This window comes from Mesorhizobium sp. (genome assembly GCF_041661565.1).
In the GTDB taxonomy this organism is placed as follows: Bacteria; Pseudomonadota; Alphaproteobacteria; order Rhizobiales; family Rhizobiaceae; genus Mesorhizobium.
Map to the genome: position 1 here is coordinate 1 of NZ_JBAZUD010000020.1, position 21,587 is coordinate 21,587.

The 21,587-nt window shown below is 65.0% G+C and carries 25 protein-coding genes, 1 tRNA gene and 1 pseudogene; 12 read left to right on the forward strand and 15 right to left on the reverse strand.

The window, feature by feature from the left end; all coding sequences use genetic code 11:
* Positions 1-98: 98 nt before the first annotated feature.
* The 4 genes from WC739_RS05775 to WC739_RS05790 form a co-directional block, all read right to left on the reverse strand.
* The gene (locus WC739_RS05775) at positions 99-1,574 is read right to left on the reverse strand and encodes a M81 family metallopeptidase (protein WP_372952056.1); all 1,476 of its coding nucleotides are present in this window, start codon (positions 1,572-1,574) and stop codon (positions 99-101) included.
* 126 nt (positions 1,575-1,700) lie between these two features.
* Positions 1,701-2,525 (reverse strand): carbohydrate ABC transporter permease, encoded by an 825-nt coding sequence (locus WC739_RS05780; RefSeq protein ID WP_372952057.1) that lies wholly within the window; start codon positions 2,523-2,525, stop codon positions 1,701-1,703.
* Entirely contained in the window at positions 2,522-3,391 is an 870-nt protein-coding gene (locus tag WC739_RS05785) for a carbohydrate ABC transporter permease (RefSeq protein ID WP_372952058.1), read from the reverse strand. Before WC739_RS05785 ends, WC739_RS05780 begins: the two co-directional genes overlap by 4 nt.
* Positions 3,392-3,763: 372 nt before the next feature.
* Positions 3,764-4,996, reverse strand: coding sequence for a sugar ABC transporter substrate-binding protein (locus WC739_RS05790; RefSeq protein ID WP_372952059.1), 1,233 nt, complete (start codon positions 4,994-4,996; stop codon positions 3,764-3,766).
* 182 nt (positions 4,997-5,178) lie between these two features.
* Here WC739_RS05790 and WC739_RS05795 point away from each other — a divergent pair, with 182 nt between their 5' ends.
* From WC739_RS05795 to WC739_RS05805, 3 genes are read left to right on the forward strand one after another with little or no spacing between them, the layout of a single operon-like run.
* Positions 5,179-5,949 (forward strand): SDR family oxidoreductase, encoded by a 771-nt coding sequence (locus WC739_RS05795; protein WP_372952060.1) that lies wholly within the window; start codon positions 5,179-5,181, stop codon positions 5,947-5,949.
* A gap of 2 nt (positions 5,950-5,951) precedes the next feature.
* Complete coding sequence (locus WC739_RS05800) at positions 5,952-7,019, forward strand: ABC transporter ATP-binding protein (protein WP_372952099.1); 1,068 nt, start codon at positions 5,952-5,954, stop codon at positions 7,017-7,019.
* 10 nt (positions 7,020-7,029) lie between these two features.
* Complete coding sequence (locus WC739_RS05805) at positions 7,030-7,911, forward strand: MurR/RpiR family transcriptional regulator (RefSeq protein ID WP_372952061.1); 882 nt, start codon at positions 7,030-7,032, stop codon at positions 7,909-7,911.
* Between the two features lie 15 nt (positions 7,912-7,926).
* On the opposite strand, the gene WC739_RS05810 is transcribed toward WC739_RS05805, so the two are convergent.
* Together WC739_RS05810 and WC739_RS05815 are read right to left on the reverse strand one after the other, a co-directional pair.
* Positions 7,927-8,250, reverse strand: coding sequence for a DUF167 family protein (locus WC739_RS05810; RefSeq protein ID WP_372952062.1), 324 nt, complete (start codon positions 8,248-8,250; stop codon positions 7,927-7,929).
* A 3-nt stretch (positions 8,251-8,253) separates the two neighbouring features.
* Positions 8,254-8,544: a YggT family protein gene (locus WC739_RS05815; RefSeq protein ID WP_372952063.1), complete on the reverse strand. Its 291-nt coding sequence runs from the start codon at positions 8,542-8,544 to the stop codon at positions 8,254-8,256.
* Positions 8,545-8,704: 160 nt separating this feature from the next.
* On the opposite strand from WC739_RS05815, the gene WC739_RS05820 reads away from it, so the two are divergent.
* From WC739_RS05820 to WC739_RS05830, 3 genes are all read left to right on the forward strand, one after another.
* Positions 8,705-8,780, forward strand: a tRNA-Ala gene (locus WC739_RS05820).
* A 329-nt stretch (positions 8,781-9,109) separates the two neighbouring features.
* On the forward strand, positions 9,110-9,424 hold the full coding sequence (locus tag WC739_RS05825) for a DUF2934 domain-containing protein (RefSeq protein ID WP_372952064.1): 315 nt from the start codon (positions 9,110-9,112) through the stop codon (positions 9,422-9,424).
* 16 nt (positions 9,425-9,440) lie between these two features.
* The gene (locus WC739_RS05830) at positions 9,441-9,755 is read left to right on the forward strand and encodes a plasmid stabilization protein (RefSeq protein ID WP_372952065.1); all 315 of its coding nucleotides are present in this window, start codon (positions 9,441-9,443) and stop codon (positions 9,753-9,755) included.
* An 88-nt stretch (positions 9,756-9,843) separates the two neighbouring features.
* On the opposite strand, the gene WC739_RS05835 is transcribed toward WC739_RS05830, so the two are convergent.
* Complete coding sequence (locus WC739_RS05835) at positions 9,844-10,266, reverse strand: winged helix-turn-helix transcriptional regulator (protein ID WP_372952067.1); 423 nt, start codon at positions 10,264-10,266, stop codon at positions 9,844-9,846.
* A gap of 96 nt (positions 10,267-10,362) precedes the next feature.
* Here WC739_RS05835 and WC739_RS05840 point away from each other — a divergent pair, with 96 nt between their 5' ends.
* Entirely contained in the window at positions 10,363-11,091 is a 729-nt protein-coding gene (locus WC739_RS05840; RefSeq protein WP_372952068.1) for an SDR family NAD(P)-dependent oxidoreductase, read from the forward strand.
* A 10-nt stretch (positions 11,092-11,101) separates the two neighbouring features.
* On the opposite strand, the gene WC739_RS05845 is transcribed toward WC739_RS05840, so the two are convergent.
* From WC739_RS05845 to exbB, 3 genes are read right to left on the reverse strand one after another with little or no spacing between them, the layout of a single operon-like run.
* Complete coding sequence (locus WC739_RS05845) at positions 11,102-12,109, reverse strand: TonB family protein (RefSeq protein WP_372952069.1); 1,008 nt, start codon at positions 12,107-12,109, stop codon at positions 11,102-11,104.
* Positions 12,106-12,564: a TonB system transport protein ExbD gene (gene exbD, locus WC739_RS05850; protein ID WP_372952070.1), complete on the reverse strand. Its 459-nt coding sequence runs from the start codon at positions 12,562-12,564 to the stop codon at positions 12,106-12,108. Before exbD ends, WC739_RS05845 begins: the two co-directional genes overlap by 4 nt.
* Positions 12,565-12,568: 4 nt before the next feature.
* Positions 12,569-13,495 (reverse strand): tonB-system energizer ExbB, encoded by a 927-nt coding sequence (gene exbB / locus WC739_RS05855; protein ID WP_372952071.1) that lies wholly within the window; start codon positions 13,493-13,495, stop codon positions 12,569-12,571.
* A 239-nt stretch (positions 13,496-13,734) separates the two neighbouring features.
* On the opposite strand from exbB, the gene WC739_RS05860 reads away from it, so the two are divergent.
* From WC739_RS05860 to WC739_RS05875, 4 genes and pseudogenes are all read left to right on the forward strand, one after another.
* Positions 13,735-13,932, forward strand: coding sequence for an arginine deiminase family protein (locus tag WC739_RS05860; RefSeq protein ID WP_372952072.1), 198 nt, complete (start codon positions 13,735-13,737; stop codon positions 13,930-13,932).
* Between the two features lies 1 nt (position 13,933).
* Complete coding sequence (locus tag WC739_RS05865; RefSeq protein WP_372952073.1) at positions 13,934-14,488, forward strand: ATP-binding cassette domain-containing protein; 555 nt, start codon at positions 13,934-13,936, stop codon at positions 14,486-14,488.
* 75 nt (positions 14,489-14,563) lie between these two features.
* On the forward strand, positions 14,564-15,253 hold the full coding sequence (locus WC739_RS05870) for a cysteine hydrolase family protein (protein WP_372952074.1): 690 nt from the start codon (positions 14,564-14,566) through the stop codon (positions 15,251-15,253).
* A 71-nt stretch (positions 15,254-15,324) separates the two neighbouring features.
* Positions 15,325-15,579 (forward strand): annotated as a pseudogene (locus WC739_RS05875) (GYD domain-containing protein); the annotation flags it as partial.
* Between the two features lie 19 nt (positions 15,580-15,598).
* On the opposite strand, the gene WC739_RS05880 reads toward WC739_RS05875, so the two are convergent.
* A complete protein-coding gene (locus WC739_RS05880) occupies positions 15,599-16,546 on the reverse strand; it encodes an LLM class flavin-dependent oxidoreductase (RefSeq protein ID WP_372952075.1) in 948 nt (315 codons plus the stop codon).
* Positions 16,547-16,662: 116 nt separating this feature from the next.
* Positions 16,663-16,818 (reverse strand): hypothetical protein, encoded by a 156-nt coding sequence (locus WC739_RS05885; RefSeq protein WP_372952076.1) that lies wholly within the window; start codon positions 16,816-16,818, stop codon positions 16,663-16,665.
* A gap of 334 nt (positions 16,819-17,152) precedes the next feature.
* Between WC739_RS05885 and WC739_RS05890 the strand changes: the two genes are divergently transcribed.
* The gene (locus WC739_RS05890; protein WP_372952077.1) at positions 17,153-17,920 is read left to right on the forward strand and encodes an SDR family NAD(P)-dependent oxidoreductase; all 768 of its coding nucleotides are present in this window, start codon (positions 17,153-17,155) and stop codon (positions 17,918-17,920) included.
* 63 nt (positions 17,921-17,983) lie between these two features.
* Here WC739_RS05890 and WC739_RS05895 read toward each other — a convergent pair whose 3' ends face one another.
* From WC739_RS05895 to WC739_RS05905, 3 genes are read right to left on the reverse strand one after another with little or no spacing between them, the layout of a single operon-like run.
* Positions 17,984-18,928, reverse strand: coding sequence for an ABC transporter permease (locus WC739_RS05895; protein ID WP_372952078.1), 945 nt, complete (start codon positions 18,926-18,928; stop codon positions 17,984-17,986).
* Positions 18,925-19,980, reverse strand: coding sequence for an ABC transporter permease (locus WC739_RS05900; RefSeq protein ID WP_372952100.1), 1,056 nt, complete (start codon positions 19,978-19,980; stop codon positions 18,925-18,927). The genes WC739_RS05895 and WC739_RS05900 overlap by 4 nt, the downstream gene beginning before the upstream one ends.
* Positions 19,980-21,491 (reverse strand): ABC transporter ATP-binding protein, encoded by a 1,512-nt coding sequence (locus WC739_RS05905; protein WP_372952101.1) that lies wholly within the window; start codon positions 21,489-21,491, stop codon positions 19,980-19,982. The genes WC739_RS05900 and WC739_RS05905 overlap by 1 nt, the downstream gene beginning before the upstream one ends.
* Positions 21,492-21,587 lie beyond the last annotated feature (96 nt).

Genomic DNA, 21,587 nt, shown 5'->3' on the forward strand with positions numbered 1-21,587 from the left:
AGGGGTGTTCCAGCGGAGTGAGGCGTTGGTGTTTCCTGGAACACCCCTCATCCGTCGCCTGCGGCGACACCTTCTCCCACAGGGGGAGAAGGAGAACGCTAGGCCTTCCAGGGATCCGCCACCCTTGGCCAGATCGGCCGCGTCAGCTTCTTGTAGTCGGTCACCGCCGGATTGCTCGGATAGGAACTCGGCGCCGAGACATAGATGATTTCGGCGGCGATCGGTTCGAATCCGGCATAGAAATGATTGGTCGACTTGATCAGCAGCACATCCTTGCTCATCGGATCGACGCCGATGTTGGAGAAAACATCCGGTTCGAAGGTTTGCGTGCGGTTGGTGTTGAGGATGATGTCGACCTCGGTGCCTTCGATGCGGACCAGCGCCGTTGGCCCCAGCGTCACCCGGCTTGGCCCGAAACTCTGCCAGCCTTCCGCAACCGTCTTCAGCACCTTGACCCGCGCGTCGATCGGCTCGCCGGCCAAGGGCCCGGCCTTGCCGCCGAAGCGCAGGTCGATGACCGCGCCCTCGCCCGCCGCGTGGCAGAAGGTGACGGCGATCGGATCCCAGATCGTCGCGACGCCGACATTGTCCAGGCCGCGCGCCAGCATCTGGCGGAGCACGAATGTTCCGTCGCCGGCGACGCCGCCGCCGGGATTGTCCCAGATGTCGGCGATCACCACCGGCTTGCCTTTGTTTTCGGCGTGCACGGCGAGCGCCCGGTCGATGCCGTCGGCGGCGTTCAGCATCGGCATCGCCGTTTTTTCGCGCAGCGCGTAGAGTTCGCGTCCCAACCGCTCCGCCAGCGCGTCGCCGCCGGCCTTGTCATTGTCGGTGACCACCAGGATGCGCGTGCCCATCTCGGGCACGTCGGCCGCCATGAAACCGTGGATGACCGAGACCGATAGGACCCCGTCCTTGCCATGCATCGCCTTGATGCGGTCGACGAAGGACCGCATCGGCTCGCGGCTGGTCGGCAGCACCTGGATCATGCGGCAGTCGAAGGTCGAGATGACCGGCTTGATGTCCCCGCGCGCCGCCGCGAGGCCAAGCTCGACGACATGTTCGCCACGCTCGTAGAAATCGGTGTGCGGGAACTCGAGGAAGTAGGCCATGACGTCGCACGCCGCCACGCGCTTGGGCGTCAGATGGCTGTGCGGATCGAACTCGGAAGCGATCACCACGCCGGGCCCGACAATAGCCCGCACCCGTTCCAGCAGGTCGCCCTCGCAATCGTCATAGCCTTGCGCCACCATGGCGCCATGCAGGCCGAGGATGACCGCCTCGACCGGCAGTGCCGCCTCGAGCTGGCCTAGGATCTCGTCGCGCAACGCCTCATAGGTCTGCCGCTGCACCAGGCCGCCAGGCTCCGCCCAGGTGGCCGTGCCTTCGATGACGGTGAGGCCTTCGGCGGCAGCGCGGCGGCGCAAGGCGACGATCGGCGAGGAACACAAAGTCGGCGTTTCAGGATGCTTGCCGGGTCCGGCATAGAAGGCCATCTCGAACGAGGCCCGGTCAGTCGGCACGGGCGAGAAGGTGTTGGTTTCGGTCGCCAGCGAGGCGGTGAAAATGCGCATTGTGGGAATTCCGCTTCACTCTGTCAGTTCGTGGCCGTTGCGGCCGGGCATGTAGACGAGATCGTTGGCCGTGGCGACAGCGGCGCGTGCGATGACATGAAAAACTCCGCTTTGTTGATCGTCCCGTTACTTGACCGCCCCCAGCGCCAGTCCCCTGACGAGGTAGCGTTGCAGCCAGACGAACAGGATCGCCACCGGCAAGGTCGCCAGCAGCGTGGCCGCCATCACATGATGCCATTCGATGGTGTAGCGGCCGGCGACCAACGAGAACACCTGGATCGGCAGCGTATAGCTTTCCTGGCTGCGCAGCATGGTCAGCGCCACGACGAATTCGTTCCAGGCATTGATGAAGGTGAAGATCGCCGTCACGGCGATGGCCGGCAGGCAGAGCGGCAGGAACACTTTTCTCAGCGTCAACCAGCGGCCGGCGCCTTCCATCCACGCCGCTTCCTCGAGATCGCGCGGAATTGTGTCGAAATAGCTTTGCAGCATCCACACCGTGAAGGCGACGTTGAAGGCCATGTAGATGAAGCCGAGTGCGGTCGTCGACTCGACCAGCCCCCACGCCGCCATCAGCCGGAACAGGCCAAGCACCAGCACGATCGGCGAGATCATCTGCGAGATCAGCAGGAACTGCCGGAACGCGCCGTAGCCGGCAAAGCGGAAGCGCGACATGGCGTAGGCCGCCGGAACCGAGATCAGGATGGCGCCGATCGTGGCGATGACCGACACGTAGAGGGAGTTGGCGAGTGCCTGGCCGAAGCCGGTCGCCACCCACATGTCGGAAAAGTTCGACCAGCGGAATTCGCTCGGCCACCAGGTCGGCGACAGCACCTCCTGCCGTGGCTTGACCGCGGTCAGGAACATCACGGCGAACGGGAAGATCGTCACCACGATCAGCGGCGCCAGCAGCAGCCAGGCAATGACAGTGCGTTTCAGCTTGCTCCTCATGCGCGTTGCTCCCGCATCGCCAGCCGCACATAGATCATCGTGAAGATCAGCAATATGGCGAACATTACCAGCGACACCGCCGAAGCCTCGCCGAGTTTTCCGATGCGGAAGGCCAGCTTGTAGAGATGGGTGACCAGGATATCGGTCGAGTTGGCCGGCCCGCCCTGCGTCATCACCCAGATGATCGGAAAGGAGTTGAAGACGTAGATGGTGTTGAGCACGATGGCGATGTTGATGAACGGCTTCAACAGCGGAAAGGTGATCTCGCGGAACTGCTGCAGCGCTGTCGCCCCCTCGAGTGCGGCCGCCTCGTAGAGATCGTCTGATATCGACGACAGGCCGCCCAGGAAGATGGTCGTGGTGAACGGCACCGTCACCAGGATGCCGATCAGCACCTGCATCGGGAAGGCGGTCTCGGCGCTCGCCAGCCACTGGATGTTGTGATCGATGATGCCGAGCCCAAGCAGGGCCGAGTTCAGCATGCCGCTTTCGCCGCTCAGTGCCCAGCGCCAGACCACCGCGGTCATGGTCAGCGACACCGCCCAGGGCAGCATGATGATGACGCGCGCGATGCCGCGGCCGTAAAAGTCGGTGTTGAGGATCAGCGCCACGGGGATGGACAGCAACAGCGCGCCGCCGACGACCAGCACCGTCCACAGGGCGGTGCGCCACAGTGCCGCCGTGAAATCGGGATCGGCAAGCAGAGCCGAGAAGTTGGCGAGGTCGTTGAAGTCGCGAAGCTGGCCGAAGCGGTTGACCTCATGCGTCGAGATCTGGATCAGGTCCCAGACCGGCCAGAAGATGACGACCGCCGCCAGGAACAGGCTGGGCAAGGTCAGGAGATAGGGCAGGAAGCGATTTTGCATCGGCTGGTTTTGTACCGCGTTGCGGGTGAGGTTGCATTGCGCCGGCTTGACAGGGTGACTTGATCCGCCTCGTTCTTCTCAGGACGCCGCTCCAAGATTGCTTGCAAACGACGGCGCTGGCCTCAGCGACCTGCCGCCTCCGCGACGGTCGCGGAAGGGGCGCTTCCTCTCCCCGTCGATCGGGGGAGAGGTGTCGAGCGCAGCTCGACGGAGTGGGGGTCGACCCTTGAGCGCAGGGCGAGACGAGGCGATGCTTGCGCCTTCCTATGCCCGTCCGCGGCGGTTGCCCGGTGGTTCCCCCACTCCGTCTCGGCTTCGCCGAGCCACCTCTCCCCCCTCCGGAGGGAGAGGAAGGAGCCTCACTTTGCGGCCCTATTTTTTCAACACGGCGTTGGCCTTGGCAGCGGCCTCCTTCAGGCCTGCCTCTGGGTCGCCGCCGAGATAGATCTTCTGCATGGCATCGGAGGTGATCTGGGCGACCTCTTCCCAGCCCGGAATGACCGGCGCGAAACGGGCGTCGGGCAGCAGCGCGGTGAAGGCGGCCAGATCGGCGTTGTTGACATAGTAGTCCATCTTGGCCTCCTCCTTGTTCACCGGCAGGAAGCCTTCGCCTTGCGTGAACTTGGCGCGCTGCTGCGTGGTGAACAGGAAGTCCATCAGCTTCCAGGCCTCGTCCTTGTTCTTGGAGTTCTTGAACATGATCATGGAGTCGGTGACGCCATAGGTGCCGCGCGCGCCGCTGGGGCCGGCCGGAATGGCGGCGACGCCATATTTCAGCGTCGGCGCTTCTTCCTTGATCTGGTTGGACAGGAAGGGTGCGGTGATCATCATGCCGACCTTGCCCTGCTTGAACAGGTTCTGCACGTCCTCGCGGTTGTTGGAGGTGACGCCCGGTTCGGTCAGCCCCTCGTCGATCATCGACTTGTAGAGCTTGGCGGCTTCGAGCGCGCCCGGCGTGCCGAGGCCTGACGTGCCGTCCTTGTTCAGGATCTCCGTGCCCTGCGACCACATCGCGTAGTAGTAATAGACGTCGGTCTCGATCTCCTTGCCCTGCAGGCCGAAGCCGAATGTGCCGGAACCGAGCGCCTTGATCTTGCGCGCGTCTTCCTGCAGCTCGGCCCAGGTCGCCGGCGGCTTGGCGATGCCTGCCTTCTCGAACAGCTCCTTGTTGTAATACAGCGCGCGCGCCGAGGCCGCGATCGGCAGGCCGTAGGTCTTGCCCTCCATGATCGAGGGCGACAGGAACGTGTCGATGAACCGGCCCTTGAATTCGGGGGTAATGTAGCCGTCGAGCGGTTCGGCGACGTCCTGCTGGACGAAGTCGATCAGCCAGCGCGTGCCGATGATCGACAGGTCCGCGTTGGTGCCGGCGGTGATGTCGGTGGTCAGCTTCTGCAGCAGCACATCCCACGGCACCACCTCGAACTTGACGGTGATGCCGGGATTGGCCGCCTCGAATTCCTTCTTGACGTCGGCGAAATAGGGGCCAGTCTTGGCGCTGTATTCGGCCACGGTGACGCGAACCTCGCCAGCATCCGCGTGCGCCGTCAATGCCAGCATGCTCATTCCGGCCATCAGGCCGGCAGTCCATTTTGCAAAGCTCATGCGATGTCTCCCATTTGATGTCGCACCCCGCGCGCCTCTTCACGTCGGGAGCGGAAGATTTATGTGACTTTCCTACATTATCCATCATTTGGTGCCTTGCAAGCAGATACTTATGTTGCTTAATTACATTCCGTAGACGCAGCCTGATTAGCTCTGTCTGAACTCCGGGAAGGACGGCCAGGGTGGTTTCGAAAGCCGAGTTCGAAGGCAAGACCGTCGTGGTGACAGGCGCGGGCGGTGGCCTGGGCACGGCCATCGTGGCGCTGATGGCACAAAGGGGCGCCAGGGTGATCGGCTGCGACCAGTCCAGCGACGCTCTGGGCAGTCCGCACCTTGCCGGCCGCCACGTCTTCGATCTTCTCGACAGGGCTTCGATCGAGGCGGCGATCGCCGCCATCCTCGACAGGGACGGCGTGCCCGACATCCTCGTCAACAATGCCGGCTGGACGCGCGCCGAGACCATTTCCGCGCTCGACGCCGGCAAGATCGAGCAGGAACTGGACATTAACCTGACCGGCGTGATGACCTTCGCCGATCCGCTGGTCAAGGCGATGGCCGGCAAGGGCTCCGGCAGCGTCGTCTTCATCTCGTCGGTCAACGCCATCGCGCATTTCGGCAACCCCGCCTATGCCGCGGCGAAGGCCGGCATCAACGCCTATGCCAAGGCGATCGCCGTCGAGCTCGGCCGCAGCGGCCTGCGCGCCAATGTCGTCTGTCCGGGATCCATCCGCACCGCCGCCTGGGACCATCGCCTTGCCAAGGATCCCGAGGTCCTCGGCAAGCTGCAGCGTCTCTATCCGCTCGGCCGCATCGTCAACGCCTCGGAAGTGGCTGAAGCCGTCGCCTTCCTCGCATCCGATCGCGCATCGGGTGTGACCGGCGTGGTGATGCCGGTGGACGCGGGCCTGACGGCGGGTTGCCTGCCCTTCATCGACGACATACTGGGGGGATGACCGTGACCGACGTCGAGTTCCGCGACCTGTCGAAATCGTTCGGGCAGCACAAGATCCTCGAAAACATCAGCCTCGACATCAGGAGCGGCGAGTTCGTCGTGCTCGTCGGCCCGTCCGGCTGCGGCAAGTCGACCTTGCTTCGCATGCTGGCCGGGCTGGAGACGATCACCTCGGGCGACCTGACGATCGGCGGCGTGCGCGCCAACGACCTGCCGCCGCAGCAGCGCAACATCGCCATGGTGTTCCAGTCCTATGCGCTGTTTCCGCATCTGAAGGCGGCGGACAATATCGGCTTTGGCCCCAAGATCCGCGGCGAGGCGCGCGACGCGATCGACCAGAAGGTTAAGAAGGCGTCGGGCGTCCTCAACCTCTTCTCCTATCTCGACCGCTACCCCCGCCAGCTGTCGGGCGGCCAGCGCCAGCGCGTCGCCATGGGCCGCGCCATCGTGCGTGAGCCGTCGGTGTTCCTGTTCGACGAGCCCCTGTCCAATCTCGACGCCCAGTTGCGCGTGCAGATGCGCGTCGAGATCAAGGCGCTGCACCAGCGACTGAAATCGACCATCGTCTATGTCACCCACGACCAGATCGAAGCCATGACCATGGCCGACCGCATCGTCGTGATGGACCGCGGCAGGATCCAGCAGGTCGGAGCGCCGCTGGAGCTCTATGACCGGCCGGCCAACAAGTTTGTCGCCAGTTTCCTCGGCTCGCCGTCGATGAGTTTCGTGTCCGGGGCGCTGAAGGCGGCGCCGGGCAAGACCTGGTTCGAATCGGCGGGGGGCGGCCGGCTGGCGCTTGCGAGCAGGTCGGTGCCGGCGGGTGGCACGGTGGAGGCCGGCATCCGGCCGGAGCATTTCGTCATCGGCGAGGCCGTCGACGCAATGACGATCAGGGTCGATGTCGTCGAGCCGACCGGCTCGGAGACCCATGTCTATGGCGCCATCGGCTCCGATACGGTGCGCGCCGTGTTCCGCGACAGGGTGCCGGTCAGTCCCGGCGACCTGCTGCCGGTCTCGGTCGATCCGGCCAACATCCACCTGTTCGACAAGGCGACGGGCCTGCCCGTGTGACGAGACCGATATGAGGACACCGGCCGACATCATCACGCGCCTGCAGCTGATATCGCAGGATGGCACGAAGTCGGATCGCAAGCTCGCCGACTTCGTGCTTGCCGACCTCGATTTCGTCTCCAAGGCGGCAATCTCCGAGATTGCCGCGCGCGTTGGCGTCAGCGAGCCGACGGTGACTAGGTTCTGCCGCAACCTCGGCTGCGAGGGCCTGCGCGACTTCAAGTTCTATCTGGCGCAGGCCATCGCCATCGGCGGCCAGTATTTGTCGCCCGAACCTTTGAACCGTGACATCCGCGAGCAGCGCATTGCGTCCGCCATCACCGAGGCGGCGATTTCGGCCATCCAGCGCGCCAGCGAAAACCTCGACATGACGACGCTGGTCGGAGTCGCCGCGCGCATCGCCACCTCCGGCAATGTGCTCTGCCTCGGGTCCGGCGGCATCTCGTCGATGATGGCGACGGAGATGCAGAACCGGCTGTTCCGGCTCGGCCTTTCGGCACTGGCGCAAGTCGACGGCCAGCTGCAGCGCATGTACGCCGCCGTTGCCACGCCCGAAACCACGCTGGTCGCCTTTTCCGTTTCGGGCTATGCGCGTTCGGTCATCGACGCCGTGCAGGTCGCCCAGCAATATGGCGCCACCACCATCGCCATCACCGCGCCGGACTCAGCACTTGCCAAGGCCGCCGACACGGTGATCCATTTCCAGCCGCTGGAGGATGGCAACATCTACAAGCCGACATCGTCGCGCTACGCGCTGCTGGCGATCGTCGACATGATCGCCACCTCGGTGGCGGAAGCGCGGGGGCCCAAGGTGCTGGAAAACCTTCGCCGCATCAAGCAGAGCGTGAACACGCTGAAGGTCGATGATCCGCGCCTGCCGCTGGGCGATTGAGAACCCCGAAGTCCATCAGGGCCGGCGCTCGAGCGCCTTGATGCTTTCCACCAGCGTTGCCGGATCACCGAGAACGCGCAAGGTCTTGAGGCGGGCGGTGCCGCCGACGATGACCGACACGGACGACGCCGGCACGCCGAGCGCCCTGGCGACCAGCTTTTCCAGCGCCTTGTTGGCAGCCCCGTTTTCAGGCACAGCGCGGACGCGGGCTTTCAGGTGGCTGCGTCCATCCGCTGAAGTCTCCGCACCTTCAAGCCTGTCCAGTTCGGACTTTGGCGTCAGCCTGACAAAGAGGTCGATGCCATCGCGGCCAATCCTGAAGACTGCGGCCGGTTCCACGGATCAGTAGAACAGCGACCGCACCGTGCTGTCCAGGAACCGCTCCAGGAAGAAGATGATCAGCAGCACGATGATCGGCGTGATGTCGACGCCGCCGAGGTCCGGCAGCAGGCGCCGGATGGGACGGAACACCGGTTCGGTCAGCCGGTAGAGCATGCCGCCGATGTTGTTCACGACCTGGTTGCGCGAATTGACGACGTTGAAGGCGTATAGCCAGGAGAAGATCGCCGCGGCGATGATCACCCACCAGTAAAGTTCGAGCGCGTAGATCAGCGTGTCGATAAGCGCGTTCATTCCAAGCTCCATTGATTGCGCGACATGTAGCCATTGCGCGCGACACCGGCAAGGGCAGGCGACGCGCCTCACCGGCCCGGCGCCCTAGCACCGCGGGATTCGGCAAAACGCCGCCTTGACAGAAAACCACCGTGCCCGATAAATGCGCCATCCGCTGGACGGGGCTGTAGCTCAGCTGGGAGAGCGCGTCGTTCGCAATGACGAGGTCAGGAGTTCGATCCTCCTCAGCTCCACCAGCGGAATTTCCAAGCATCTGAGATCCAAGCCTGTTTTCAAGGCCGATGTCTCCGTCCCCACTTTGTGGCGGCCGGTGGAGACACGACTGCCTTGGTAAGACTGGCTGTCGCTGACCTCTGGCGAGGATCCTTGGCGAGATGCGGGATCAGCCCTCAGCCCATCGGCACGATACGCGCCTGGCCGAATAACCGCGTCCTCCTCGTGACAAATCCCGGAACCACAAAATGACTGCGAAGTTGGTACTTGGCCGGTCGCACAGGTGGGTATCCGATGATGGCGACCGAGATCAGATCAAGACCAACGAAGCAGAAGGATCAGGAGAAACCCCATGGCCAGAGTGAAAACCGGCGCCCCCGGCACTACGGATCAGATGCCGCGATGGGAAGGGCCGCCCGAAAATCGGCCCGCAGGCTACCTGCCGGCAGAAGACAATCCCGATGTCGACCGCGACGCAGCAGGCGAGAACCTGCAGGACCCCGACCGGAGCGATCTTTCCGACGCAACGACGACCAAGGACAATCCCCCTTCCAGAGACGATCGGATCCGCAACCGCGCATACGAGCTTTGGGACGCGGATGGTCGACAGCACGGCAGCCACGAGCATCATTGGCACCAGGCAGCGCGCGAGATTGACGACGAGTAACCACAGGAGGATTCACATGCCACGCGGTGACAAATCGAAATACACGGACAAGCAGGAGCGCAAGGCCGATCACATCGCCGAGGGTTATGAGAAACGCGGCGTATCGGACAAGGAAGCCGAGCGGCGCGCCTGGGCAACCGTCAACAAGGACGACGGCGGCGGCAAGAAAGAGGGCGGTTCGGGCCGGGGCCAACACACGGGCCATCCGGCCGCCCACAACGGCGGCGAGAAGGGCGGCAAGGCTGCCGCATCAAGGTCCGCGGCTGACCGTTCGGCATCCGCGAAGAAGGCCGCCGCAACCCGCAAACGGAATGCGGAACAGCACGCTTGATGGTGCTGACGTCGGCCGTGGAGGCGATTCCGGCCCTCCACGGCCGCCGTGACACAGAGCATTGATTTCCGCCGACGCCATGATGCGCTTAGTCGCGCGTGCCGTCATAGTCATGCTGCGCGCGTTCGAGTTCCGGTCCATAGATCCTGGACCATTCATAGAGCGCGTCGAAGGGTTGCCGCAGCGAGAGGCCGAGCGGAGTGATCGTATATTCGACACCGACCGGCGTCGTCGTCGCCAGAACCTCGCGCCGAATGAGCCCATTGCGCTCCAGCCGCTTGAGCGCGTCGGCCAGCGCCTTGTGCGTGATGCCGTCGAGGCGCCGCATGATCTCGTTGAAGCGCGAAGGCCTGGTGCACAGCACGGTGAGAATCAGGACCGACCACTTGTTGGCGATCTGCTCAAGCACCGGCCGCACCTTTTGGACGTCGATCAACGCCTCGGCGGAGACGGGCTTGGGGCGGCGGGACGGACTGGCCGTCGCGGGCCAGTCTTCAACCAGGGCGGACATAGGTATACTCCTCGATATCTGCTTTACATATAGTGCGTAATTGACCCTAGGTATACAGAATATATCTCTGCGCCATCACCTTTGATGGAGTTCACCATGAGCAGTCTGAAAAACAAGGTCGCCCTCGTTGTCGGCGGCGTAGGCGGCATAGGCGGGGCCGTTTCGCAACGCTTCGCCAGCGAGGGGGCGCTGGTCTACGCCACCAGCCGCAAGTCGGCCGACACCGCGGCCGAAGCGACGGGCGCCGGCGGCATCCGTTCCGTACAGGCCGACGCAAGCAACAGCGCCGACCTTGAGCGCGTCTTCGAGCAGATCAGGTCGGAACAGGGACGCATCGACGTCCTCGTCGTCAATGCCGGCCTTTCCGAACACGCCCGGCTCGAGGATATTTCGGAGGATCATTTCGACAAGACGTTCGGGCTGAATGTCCGCTCTCTCGTCTTCGCGGCAAAGGGTGCCGTCAACCTGATGCAACCCGGCGGAACGATCGTGCTGATCGGCTCCATCGCCGGCGACATCGGCACCAAGGGATACGGCGTCTACGGCGCCACCAAGGCGGCGGTCCGCGCGTTCACCCGTACCTGGGCCAATGAACTCGCTCCCAATGGCATCCGCGTCAATGTCGTCAGTCCCGGCCCGACGGACACGGCGATGATGGCGGCGGCTTCGGAAGAAATCCGCGGGGCCCTTTCCTCCATGATCCCCCTTGGGCGCATGGGCCGGCCGGACGAGGTGGCAGCCGCGGTCCTCTTTCTCGCCAGCGACGAGAGCAGCTTCACGACCGGCGCGGAACTGGTGGTCGATGGCGGCATGGCACAGGTCTGACGCGACCGAATTAGTCGCGCAAAGTGTAGCCCAACGGCAGCTTGACGAGCGAGCTAACGCCTTCCGGGGGTGCCGGCACAGTGGCGCCTCTCAACATGTCGAACGCGCTGCGATCGAGATCCGGATCTCCGGACGACCCGGTTATGCGAACGGAGGTGACGCGGCCGGAGAGATCGATGTTGAAGGCGACGTTCACGGTTCCCACCGAGCGGCGAGCTCTCGCGGCGCTCGGATAGCGCTTGTGCCGATTGATCCACGAGGTTAGCCGCGACTTCCACTTCGCGGCATCGCCGGATCTCAACGCCGGTTGCGCCGACTTCGGCGCCGCTGTGCTGGCGGCGGACGGCGCATCGGCGCTGGCGACCGTGACCGTCCGGGATGGCGAGGCCTTCTCCTTCCTCGGCCGTGGCTTGGTCTTGTCGACCGGCTTTTTCGCCTTGTCCGCGACCGGTCTTTTCTTTTCCTTTGCAATCTCCACCGGCTTCGGCTGGGGCACCGGAATGACCACGTCGGGCGCGACCGCCTGGACGATGTCGGGGACGACCTCGTCCAGCGGTGGCTGGTCGGCCTCGTGGACGACATCGGTTCGAGCGGGATCGGTTTCCTCGGGTGCAAGCGCGCCCGGCGGGTCCGCCTGTTCGGCCGTTTCGGCTCGGGTGGGTTCGGTTTCGTCGGGTGGAACCATGTCCGGTCGATCAACGACCGGTCCCGTCTTGTCCGCCGGCTCTTCAGGCGATATTTCCGTGGCCGGCGTCGGTTCGGTCTGGTCGGGAGTCTGGGCGTCCAGCGCGGCGACCTGTTCCTCCACGGCCGGCATCACCACCATCGGCATCACGTCGATCGTCTGTGCCGGCGGCGGACCGCCATCCGCCTCATTGACCATGCTGAAGTCCTGCACGGCGTAAGCGACCGCGACGTGGGCTCCAAGGACCAGTGCTGCCGCGCCACTCCACAGGCCGAGATCGCGCCAGCCGAAGCGCGACGGCGCTGCCCCGGGGAAGGCGGCCGGCAGCGTCATGGCACAGCTGCTCCGGTTGCCGGCGGCGCTGCGGCATCGGCTGCCTCCAGGCCGACCAGCGCGATCTTCAGATAGCCGGCCCCGCGCAGCAGGTTCATCACCTCCATCAGGTCGCCATAGCCGACCGCCTTGTCGGCACGCAGGAAGATGCGGGTCTGCTTGTCGCCCTTGGTCCTGCCGTCCAACGTGGCGGCGAAAGCTTGGCGCGGCACACTGTCATTGCCGATCGCCAGTGTCAGGTCGTCCTTCAGCGTCAGGAACAGTGGCGTCTCGGGCCTGGGTGCCGGCGTCGCGGTCGACCCCGGTAGATCGACATTGACATCCACCGTGGCCAGCGGCGCGGCGACCATGAAGATGATCAGCAGAACCAGGATGACATCGATGAACGGCGTGACATTGATCTCGTGGTTCTCCTCGAGATCGTCATCCATGGCCGGGCGGATTCTGCCTGCCATGGATCTATGCCGCAGCCGGAGTCGTCGCCGGCGTGACGCGGCGGAAATCCAGGTCCCGGCTGACCAGCCGTTCGACACCGGCCGACGCATCGGCGAGGATCTGCCGGTAGCCCGCGATCGAGCGGGCGAAGACGTTGTAGATGACGACTGCCGGTATCGCCGCGACAAGGCCCATCGCCGTGGCCAGAAGCGCCTCGGCGATGCCCGGCGCGACCACGGCGAGATTCGTGGTCTGCGCCTGCGATATGCCGATGAAGGCGTTCATGATGCCCCAGACGGTGCCGAACAGGCCGACGAAGGGCGCCGTCGAGCCGATCGTCGCCAGCACGCCGGTGCCGCGCGACATGCGTCGCGCCGCCGCCGCCTCTATGCGAGAAAGGCGTGAGGTGACCCGCTCCTTCAGCCCGTCTCCGGAGACATGGTCGAGCGCGCCGGCCGAAAGCGCTGTCTCCTCCTCCGCCGCGCGCAGCAGCAGCACGCCTGGGCCGCTGTTGCGGTCGAGCGCGCTGCTGGCCTGCCTCAGCGTCGCTGCCTCGCCGATCGCCCGCACCGCTAGGCGGATGCGCAGCTTGCCGCCGAATATCTCCAGTGACTTGGCCAGCCATATCGTCCAGGTAACGAGGGACGCGAAGGCCAGCCCGACCATCACCGCCTTCACGATGATATCGGCGGCCATGAACATGCCCCACGGCGACAGATCATGCGGCAGCGCCATCGCCATGGTCGAAGGCACGGCCTCAGCCGGCGCGGCGGTGCCTGATTGGCTTTGGAATGCCTGCGGCGAAACCGTGGCTGGCGCGGCATTCGACGGCGTCGTTACCGCTGGAGCCTGAGCCACCGCGCCATTCGCCGGTGGCTGCTGGGCCAAGGCGCCGCCGGCCGACAGGATCGCGCATGCGGCCAGGGCCGCGAGGAGGCCGTTTCTCGACAAGGGCTTCGTCCTTATTCACATGCGGCCGGCCGCGCCCTGTCCGCATAGGAGGGGGTCCGCCATTCGCGATCCGGCGAATGGCCGACCTGCCTTCAGACCCGGCAAGGCGCTGCCGCTCCCCTGCCTGACTATAAAACATGATTATGATAGTCAACATTGAAGATGGGGCTGGGCCTAACAATGCCGCAACCCGATACTTCATCGTTCTGGAACTGATGCGCCGTAGGGATGCAGGGCCGATGCGGCCCGCCATGTCGCTAAATTGCCTTGCCGTGGCGCCCAGACGCGTCATCATGCACGACAGCCGCTCGCAGCGCCTGTCGGACCGTCTAGATGCCGCCGGCATCACCGTTCTGACATGCAACTACGAAACGGTGGAACTGGGCGGCGGCGGGCTGCATTGCTCGAAGGCGCCCCTGATCAGAGATCCGATCTGACATGACGCTGCTTGCCATCGAGGATATGGCAAAGACCTATGACAAGGTCACCGCGCTCACCGGGATAAATCTCTCGGTCGAGGCGGGCGAATTCGTCACGCTGCTCGGGCCTTCCGGGTCCGGCAAGACGACCTTGCTGATGTCGCTGGCCGGCTTCATCACGCCGAGCAAGGGGACGATCAGCCTCGACGGCAAGGACATAACCCATCTCGACCCGGAGGACCGCGATTTCGACTTCGTGTTGCAGGGCTATGCCCTCTTCCCGCATCTGAGCGTCGCCAACAACATCCCGCGAGCGGCCGGGCGACGTGCTCACCGTATGGCTGCGCCCAGAGGACATCCGGCTCGGCTAGGCCACCGGCGACGGCATCGGCTTTCGCGCCACGGTGATCGAGAATTCCTTCGTCGGCGCACTCGAGCGCATCCTCTTGCGGACATCGGCGGCGAGCAGCTGGTCGCCACGCTGCACTCGGAAGCCGACATCTTTACACGCGGGGGCAGGTCATCGACTGTCGGATCGATCCGGCGGCTATTGGCGTCCTGCCGGGCGCTATAAGGCAAAGATTGAAGGGGCAGCCAAGACAAAGGCGCCTGCAACAGACCGCTGGCAAGCGGTGGAAGGAGAGACCGGATGATCAAGGCGACGCCCTTCGACTTTCCCTATGACGGCCGGCTGGTCGCCGAAAACACCGCCCTTGTCGTCATCGACCTGCAGGAGGATTTCCTGTCGACGTCCGGCTATTTCGCCAGGCAGGGCTATGACCCCTCGCCGTTGCGCGCGATTCTGCCGGCCGTGAACCGGGTGATATCGGCCGCGCGCGCGGCGGGTCTCAGGATTGTCCATACCAAGCAGGGCTACCGGGCCGACATGGCCGACATGACGCCCTACGAGAAATGGCGGCGCAAGCGGGCGGGCCTCGAAGGAACCGACATCCTGCTGCGGTCGAGCCCAGGTTTCCAGATCGTTCCGGAGATCGACGTCGCGGCACACGACATCATCGTCGACAAGACCTGCAACGGCGCCTTCACCTACACCGATTTCGAACATGTGCTGCGCGCGCAGGGCATCACGCATCTGCTGTTTTCAGGCTGCACCACCGATGTCTGCGTGCACACGACGCTGCGCGAGGCCTGCGACCGAAATTTCCAGTGCCTGACCATTTCCGACGCCTGCGCGAGTGGCGATGCGAAGGCGCATGAGGCGGCCCTTCACATGGTCACGGTCGAGAACGGCATCTTCGGCGCGCTGGCGGATTCGGAAGCCGTCATCGCGGGATTGTCCAGGCTGTCCGGCGAGGCGCACCGACATGCCGTCGCATGAAGCGGAAATGACAGCCGCCGGATCGGCGACCAGCCGGTTCTAGTGTCGCTGATGCGGCGACCGACAAGGGGCTTGCCGAGCTCGCCGGAAGCCCGGATCGCCGCAAGGTGAGTGAGGAACGCGTGGCCGCGCTTGGCGGCCGGTCGATCGCCTTCTACGCGACGCTGGGCGCCTACGACTTCGTCCAGGTTTTCGAAATGCCCGACAACGAGGCGAGGATGCAATATGTCCTGACCGCACGGCGCGACGGTTTCGTCGACCCGCTTATCCTGCCGGCCTTCGACCCGGCGACCTTCGGAAAGATCGTCGGAAACGTCCTGGGCTGAAGCGTGCCCAACTTGCCGGTCAGACCCGGGCCTGCATCCTCTGGGCGGGGTGCGGCGCAAAGGCTCCTGCTTGCGGCACCTCCGCTTCGCGGCGCGCCGGCGAGTTGCGCAGCAAGGCCAGCGTGTCCCGCCCGACCGTTGCGATCTCGCGCGGCGTGTCGACGCCGACGATCATGAATTCATCGATGCCGAGCCCCGCATAGGCAAGCAGCGACAGCGCGACCTGGGCCGGCGGCCCGGACAGGTCGACCGCCTTGTGGCCGGCCGCGGACGCGCCCTGGTGGATCCGGACCGGAAGCGCGAAGCGCAATTTGCCGGCTCGGCCATGTTCGGCGGCGGCTGCACGCACCCGCTCCATAAGCTGGCCGACGTCGTCGATCGAGCCCGGCGCCAGTTCGAAGACATCGGCATGCCGGCCGGCCACTCTGAGCGCCGTGCCGGATTGCCCGCCCATGCGAATGGTCAGGTCGGCGCCATGCGGACCCTTGCGGGGCACGTAGCCACCGTTGATGCTGTAGAACGCGCCTTCGTGATCGAAGGGCCGGTCGTTCGACCACAGCCGCTTCAGCAGCACCAGATATTCGTCGATGCGCTGCCAGATGACCGTGTGCCCGACCGGCCGCGTTTCGGCATCGTCGTCGCTCAACGGCTCGCTGAGCATCCGCAGCGCCAGCCGGCCGCCCCTCCTGGCATCGATGGCGGCCAGTTGCCGCGCAGCCACCACCGGGTCGATTACCCCGGCCCAATGGGTGAGGACGACCTCGAGCGACGAGGTGCGGTCAAGCACCTGGGTGGCGATGTCCATGTTGGTCAACAGGCCCGCCGTATCGTCGACGACGATCTTCTGGAAGCCGCCATCCTCGATCAGCCCAAGCCTGGTCGCCGTCTCGGCGAAGTCGTAGAAGAAAGGAGCCGAGTTGTCGGCGGCGTGCGTCCTGCCGGGAACATGCGTGAACTCGAGCGGCATTGCCGTCTCCTCCATCACTGATGCGGTGAAATCCGAACGCCAGCCGCGCGTAATCGCGCCGCGACACGGGTTCATTCAACTTCGGATGCGGGACAGTGGCGTCGAGCCACCTCTGCTCAGGGAATAAAACCCAGGACAATTGCCCCGGTGAACACGAAGGCGAGGGCAAAGACGAGATAGGCAAAGGCACCCGCATAGGCTGGACGGAAGGCCTGGGCACTGGCCCCCCTCTGGTCGCCGCGATCCGTCTGAGCGTTCTGGATATAGGACATATCGACCTCCGTCTCGCCGGTTAATCTATAAAATCAGTAGACTTTGTCGATTGCTATTTTTGGGCCTTTATGGGGGAATTTTCCTTTGATTGCCGCCCGTACTAGAATTTCATACTAATAATTCCGCTTTAGGCCTGGTCTGGCCAATGTGAAAAGCGGGCTAAATCATTGCCTTGTGCGTTCCCGACCCATATCCGCGCAACGGCCGGACCGGCCCTTGCCGCTAATTCCGTCGCGGTATGGTTGACGATGGGCCGTTGACGCTTGGCCATCCGACGCGGGCGCGATAGCATCTCCAGGCAGCGGATTGAACCATCCAACGGGGAGCGGGAGCATGGGCACAAGACTGGCTGGCAAGGTCGCCATCATTTCGGGCGGCGCGACGGGAATGGGCGGGGCGGCATCTGAGCTGTTCGCCGCGGAGGGCGCCAGGGTGGCGATCATCGACCGTAACGGCGAGGCAGCCGCGGCCACCGCGGCGGCGATCCGCGCGCGCGGCCATGTCGCCGAGCATTTTATCGCCGATGTGTCCGACGAGGCGCAAGTCGAGGCGGCGGTGAAGGGTGCGACGGAAAAACTCGGCCCGGTCACGGTGCTGTTCAACCATGCCGGCACCATCGTGATCAAACCCTTCCTTGAGACCACCGTTCAGGAATGGGATTGGCTGCACGCCGTCAATGTCCGCTCGATGTTCCTGATGACGCGCGCTGTGCTGCCCGGCATGATTGCGGCAGGCGGCGGCTCGATCGTCTGCACCTCTTCGATCTCGGCAGTGGCGGCGACACCGATGGAGGTGCTCTACGACACCACCAAGGGCGCCTGCCACATGTTCGCCCGCGCCATCGCTGTCGAGTTCCGCGACCGCAACATTCGCTGCAACGCCGTCTGCCCCGGCTTCATCCGCACGCCGCACGGCCTGCGCGAAGTCGCGGATCTCGGCCGGCTCGGCGTCGATGTCTCCGACGCCGCCCTTGCCGCACAGCAGGGCCGCATCGGCGAGCCGGAAGAGGTGGCCAAGGCGGCGCTATACCTCGCCAGCGATGAGGCGAGCTTCGTCAACGGCGCGCATCTGTTCGTGGACAACGGCTTTACGGCGATGTGATCCGACAGCTTGGCGCCCTTCCTCTCCCCCGTCGACCGGGGGAAGGGAATGACGCCAGGTCCTCTACCTTTCCTCGCGTCGGAACGGCTTCAGCAGCGCCGATGGCGCCACCGCGTTGCGCGACATGACCGCCATGGCGACGATGGTGAAGATGAAGGGCAGCATCAGGAACGCTTCATAGGGGATGTGTCCGAGCCCGCTAGCCTGCATGCGCAGTTGCAACGCATCGACAAAGGCGAACAGCAGCGCCGCGCCCGCCGAGCGCCATGGATCCCAGCGACCGAACACGACCAGCGCGATCGCCACCCAGCCGCGACCGGAGACGACGCCGAAGGTGAAGGCGTTGAACTGCGCCATCGACAGGAAGGCGCCCGCCAGCCCCATCAGCGCGCCGCCGAGGATGACGGCCTGAAAGCGCGTGGCGATGACGCTCACACCGGCAGAGTCCGCCGCGCGCGGGTTCTCGCCGACCATGCGCACCGACAGGCCCCAGGGCGTGCGGTAGAGCACGAAGGCGGCGATCGGGATGGCGAGGATCGCCATGTAGACCAGCGCGAACTGGTTGAACACCGCCTGCCCGAGCACTGGAACATCGGACAGAACCGGGATCGGCAGCGTCTGAAATCCCTTGATGCTTGGCGGCACCGATTGCTGGCCGAAGATCAGCCGGTAGAGGAAATAGGCGAGCCCCGACGAGAACAGCGTCACGCCGATCCCGCAGACATGCTGGCTCAAGCCCAGCGCCACGGTGAACAGCGCATGCAGCGCGCCCATCAGCATGCCGGTCAGCACCGCCGCCAGCACGCCGAGCCACAGGCTGCCGCTGAGGCTGGTGGCGGTGAAGCCGGTCATGGCGCAGAGCAGCATGATGCCTTCGATGCCGAGATTGAGCACGCCGGCGCGCTCGGAGAACATTTCGCCGAGCGTCGCAAACGCCAGCGGCGTGGCGATGCGGATGATGGCGGCCAGGAAGCCGACCTGGAAGATCTGCTCCAACACCGCGCTCATGAGGCAGCTCCGACGCGACGGATGCGATAGGCGGTGAAAAGCAACGCCACCAGCATGGCAAGCAGCGCGGTTCCCTGGATGACGTCGCTGAGGAAGGCCGGCACGCCGGTCGCGCGCGACATCGCCTCGGCCCCGGTCATCACGGCGGCCAGGAAGATCGCCGCCGGCACGACGCCCAGCGGATTGAGCCGCGCCAGCATGGCGACGACGATGCCGGAATAGCCGTAGCCTGGCGAGATGTCGCTCATCACCTGGAAATGCACGCCGCCGACTTCGCCGACGCCAGCCAATCCGGCCAACGCGCCCGAGAGCAGCGCCGTCGAGATCAGCACGCGCTCGACATGGATGCCGCCATAACGAGCCGCTTCGGGGTTCTCGCCGGTGACCCTGATCCGGAAGCCGAGCGTCGTGCGCGCGATCAGGAACCAGATCAGCGGCGCGGCGATCAGCGCCACTACGACGCCGAGATGCAGCCGCGTGCCCTCGATCAGCACCGGGAAATTCGCCGAATCCTCGATCGGCGGCGAGATCGGATAGCCGCTGAAGCTGTCCTTCCACGGCCCTTCGATCAGCGCCATCAGCGCATAATAGATGACCGAGTTGAGCAGCAGCGAGCTGACGACATCATCAACCTTGAACTTCACCCGCAGCGTCGCCGGCACAAGGGCAACGGCGGCACCGGCCGCGGCACCCGCCATCGCCATCAGCAGCATGGCGAGCGCCCCCGGCATCGGGATGGCGCCGACGAAGCAGCTGGCCACCGCCCCGGCGAGCAACTGCCCTTCGGCGCCGATGTTCCAGAATTTGGCCCGGAAGGCGACTGCGACCGCCAGCCCGGTGAAGATCATCGGAGCGGCGCGGACCAGCGTTTCGGTGATGGCGTAGCTGTCGCCGAGCGAGGCCGTGAACATCACGCTATAGGATTCGAGCACACCCGCCCCGGCCAGCGCGATCAGGCCGCTGCACAGGATGAGCGTGGCGGCGATCGCCAGCAGCGGCAGCGCCAGGTTGAACCAGGCGGGTGTCGAAGCGCGGACTTCCAGGCGCAGCATCAACTGTGGCCCTCCGCCCCGGTCATCATCAGGCCGAGCCGCGCGATCGTCGCATCGGCGCTGTCGAGCGTGCCGACGATGCGGCCCTCATACATCACCGCGATGCGGTCGCAGAGCACGAGCAATTCTTCCAGGTCCTCGCCGATGACGATGATGCCGCGGCCCTTGGCCCGCATGTCGAGGAACTTTTCATGGATGAAACGGGCGGCGCCGATGTCGAGGCCGCGCGTCGGCTGCGAGACAACAAGCACCTTCGGGTCGAAGGCGAGTTCGCGCGCCAGCAGGGCCTTCTGCAGATTGCCGCCGGACAGCGCGCCAGCACGGGTCATCGGTCCGGGACACCTGATGTCATAGGCCTTGATCTGCGCCTCGGCAAAGGCGCGGATCGCCTCCGGCTTGAGCAACCCCCGGCTGCTGAATGCCGCCGTGCCGATGCGCGGCAGCACCATGGAATCGGCGAGCGGCAGGTTGGTCACCAGCCCTGTCGTCATGCGGTCTTCCGGAATGCGTCCGAGGCCGAGCGCCTGCACCTCGCGTGGCGAGAACCGCGTGACCGTCTGGCCGGAGATCGTCATCCGCCCGGCATCGGGCGCGCGCACACCGGAAATCACCTCCGCCAGCGCGCGCTGGCCATTTCCCGACACGCCCGCAATGCCGAGGATCTCGCCGGCGCGGACGGCAAGCGAGACGTCGCGCAGCGCCGTGCCTGAGTGCTTCGAGGTGGAGATGCCGTCGAGCGTCAGCAGCGCCTCGCCGGGTGTCGATGGCCCCCTCGCCGGCGGCGCGATCTCGTGGCCGCACATCAGTTGCGCCATGGCGCTCGACGTCGTGTTGGCCGGATCGTCGACACGGCCGGCGACACGACCAAGCCGCAGCACGGTGCAGCGATGCGTCAGCGCCCGCACTTCGTTGAGCTTGTGCGAGATGAAGATGATGCCCAGGCCTTGTGCTGCCATCGAACGCAGCGCCGAAAACAGCCCGTCGACCTCGCTCGGCGCCAGCACGGCGGTCGGCTCGTCGAGGATCAGCAGCCTCGCGCCACGAAACAGCGCCTTGACGATTTCCAGCCGCTGCTGCTCGCCGACCGACAAGGCCGATACGGGCAGATCGGGATCAAGCATCAGCCCATGCTGGCGGCCGATTTCGGCCAGCCGCTCGAGCCCGCCGGCGCGATCGATCCGCCCGCTTTTGCCGGGAATACCGATCAGGAGGTTCTCCAGCACCGTCAGCCGCGGCGCGAGGTGAAAATGCTGATGCACCATGCCGATTCCGGCGGCCAGCGCGTCGGCCGAACTGGTGATCCGCACCGGCTTCCCCTGGATCAGGATTTCACCGGCGTCGGGCGCGTAGGCGCCGAACAGCACGTTCATCAGCGTCGTCTTGCCGGCGCCGTTCTCGCCCAGCAGCCCGAGGATCTCGCCCGGCGCGACGCTGAGGTCGACGGCCTCGTTCGCCTTGACGGCGCCGAAACTCTTGGTGATGCCGCGCATTTCGATGAGTGGGGCGGGCACGGACAAGGCGGAATCCTGTTGGCGTTTGAGCGGCTCCTCACCCTCCCCCTTGTGGGGAGGGTCGGCTTACGATCGCAGCGAAGCGAAGATCGTGAT

Excerpts from the sequence above, each read along its gene's own strand:
- WC739_RS05775 (WP_372952056.1), bottom strand. The coding sequence starts at position 1,574 with ATGCGCATTTTCACCGCCTCGCTGGCGACCGAAACCAACACCTTCTCG.
- WC739_RS05780 (WP_372952057.1), bottom strand. The coding sequence starts at position 2,525 with ATGAGGAGCAAGCTGAAACGCACTGTCATTGCCTGGCTGCTGCTGGCG.
- WC739_RS05785 (WP_372952058.1), bottom strand. The coding sequence starts at position 3,391 with ATGCAAAATCGCTTCCTGCCCTATCTCCTGACCTTGCCCAGCCTGTTC.
- WC739_RS05790 (WP_372952059.1), bottom strand. The coding sequence starts at position 4,996 with ATGAGCTTTGCAAAATGGACTGCCGGCCTGATGGCCGGAATGAGCATG.
- WC739_RS05805 (WP_372952061.1), top strand. The coding sequence starts at position 7,030 with ATGAGGACACCGGCCGACATCATCACGCGCCTGCAGCTGATATCGCAG.
- WC739_RS05815 (WP_372952063.1), bottom strand. The coding sequence starts at position 8,544 with ATGAACGCGCTTATCGACACGCTGATCTACGCGCTCGAACTTTACTGG.
- WC739_RS05825 (WP_372952064.1), top strand. The coding sequence starts at position 9,110 with ATGGCCAGAGTGAAAACCGGCGCCCCCGGCACTACGGATCAGATGCCG.
- WC739_RS05830 (WP_372952065.1), top strand. The coding sequence starts at position 9,441 with ATGCCACGCGGTGACAAATCGAAATACACGGACAAGCAGGAGCGCAAG.
- WC739_RS05835 (WP_372952067.1), bottom strand. The coding sequence starts at position 10,266 with ATGTCCGCCCTGGTTGAAGACTGGCCCGCGACGGCCAGTCCGTCCCGC.
- WC739_RS05840 (WP_372952068.1), top strand. The coding sequence starts at position 10,363 with ATGAGCAGTCTGAAAAACAAGGTCGCCCTCGTTGTCGGCGGCGTAGGC.
- WC739_RS05845 (WP_372952069.1), bottom strand. The coding sequence starts at position 12,109 with ATGACGCTGCCGGCCGCCTTCCCCGGGGCAGCGCCGTCGCGCTTCGGC.
- exbD (WP_372952070.1), bottom strand. The coding sequence starts at position 12,564 with ATGGCAGGCAGAATCCGCCCGGCCATGGATGACGATCTCGAGGAGAAC.
- WC739_RS05860 (WP_372952072.1), top strand. The coding sequence starts at position 13,735 with ATGCGGCCCGCCATGTCGCTAAATTGCCTTGCCGTGGCGCCCAGACGC.
- WC739_RS05865 (WP_372952073.1), top strand. The coding sequence starts at position 13,934 with ATGACGCTGCTTGCCATCGAGGATATGGCAAAGACCTATGACAAGGTC.
- WC739_RS05870 (WP_372952074.1), top strand. The coding sequence starts at position 14,564 with ATGATCAAGGCGACGCCCTTCGACTTTCCCTATGACGGCCGGCTGGTC.
- WC739_RS05880 (WP_372952075.1), bottom strand. The coding sequence starts at position 16,546 with ATGCCGCTCGAGTTCACGCATGTTCCCGGCAGGACGCACGCCGCCGAC.
- WC739_RS05885 (WP_372952076.1), bottom strand. The coding sequence starts at position 16,818 with ATGTCCTATATCCAGAACGCTCAGACGGATCGCGGCGACCAGAGGGGG.
- WC739_RS05890 (WP_372952077.1), top strand. The coding sequence starts at position 17,153 with ATGGGCACAAGACTGGCTGGCAAGGTCGCCATCATTTCGGGCGGCGCG.
- WC739_RS05895 (WP_372952078.1), bottom strand. The coding sequence starts at position 18,928 with ATGAGCGCGGTGTTGGAGCAGATCTTCCAGGTCGGCTTCCTGGCCGCC.
- WC739_RS05900 (WP_372952100.1), bottom strand. The coding sequence starts at position 19,980 with ATGCTGCGCCTGGAAGTCCGCGCTTCGACACCCGCCTGGTTCAACCTG.